General features: G+C 30.3%; 1 protein-coding gene. It reads right to left on the bottom strand.

Annotated features, from left to right (window positions below):
- Window positions 1-98: 98 nt before the first annotated feature.
- Entirely contained in the window at window positions 99-938 is an 840-nt protein-coding gene (locus EG240_RS16380) for a tyrosine-type recombinase/integrase (RefSeq protein WP_006260881.1), read from the bottom strand.
- Between the last annotated feature and the right edge of the window lie 173 nt (window positions 939-1,111).

The following is a 1,111-nucleotide window of genomic DNA, read 5'->3' as shown; positions in this document are numbered from 1 at the left end:
TCCCTCTTTCTCCGCAATAAACACTGATACTTAATCAGTTAAAGCATAAACACCCAATTTTACACCCAAAAATGTAAAGTTGGGTTTTTTAATTTAGGTTACAAAAAATCTAATGGACTTGGTGTCGATTTCTTATCTACATCTGTAATATGAGTGTAAATCATGGTTGTTCTAATATCACTATGCCCTAATAATTCTTGTACAACCCGAATGTCAATTCCGCTTTTTATTAAATGTGTGGCGTATGAATGACGCAAAGTATGCACACTGCCTTTTGTTACAATATTGGCTTTTTTCATTGACTTTTTCAAAACTAACTGAACACTTCTTTCGCTGTATTGCTCATCATTAGTTCCTTCAAATAAAAATATTTTGGGTTTATATTCAATATAATATTCTCGCAACAAACTTAATAACTTATCAGGTAAAGCTACTAGCCTATCTTTATTCCCTTTGCTTTGTTGTATTAATAGTAAATTACTGTCGGATTTTACATCGGTTAGTTTAAGATTTATTAACTCACTTAAGCGTAATCCACAACTGTAAATAGTGGTAAGAATTGCTTTATGCTTTAAATTTTCTGTAGCATTTAATATTTTTCTCACTTCTTCTTGAGAAAAGAAAGTAGGCAGTTGGGTTGATTTTCGTTTAGGATATAAATAATTTAACTCTATCGATTGATTATTGACCAACTCATAAATCTTCTTAATTGCCCCAACTAAAGAGCGTTGATAAGATGCACTAATATTGTCTTGAAATACTTTTTCATTAATAAAACCCTCTATTTCAGCAATAGGTATTTCGTTGAGCGTACGATATTTATTCATATACTCTAAGAATATTTGTGCATAACCACAATACGATTTTATGGTATTATTGGCGTAGCGTTGCACTTGCAATCGGTCGTGTAAGGTTTTTAATATTGTTTCGCTATCCATACTTAAATAAATCTAATTTAACCTATTTTGTTTCGCTATCCACAAAAAATAACTTACTAAGTATCTAATTTACAAAAAAAGTAATTATATTAGCAACAGATTTTACGAAATGCGCATATAGGTGTTATTTTACGAAACTACACCGTGTTTTATTTCGTGAAATAACAATGTTG

The organism is Paenimyroides tangerinum, assembly GCF_003865405.1.
GTDB lineage: Bacteria > Bacteroidota > Bacteroidia > Flavobacteriales > Flavobacteriaceae > Flavobacterium > Flavobacterium tangerinum.
Note: the sequence above shows the minus strand (reverse complement) of the source record. Positions and strands in the feature narration are given on the sequence as shown.

Coding starts and splice junctions, on each gene's coding strand:
- EG240_RS16380 (WP_006260881.1), bottom strand. CDS start 938: ATGGATAGCGAAACAATATTAAAAACCTTACACGACCGATTGCAAGTG.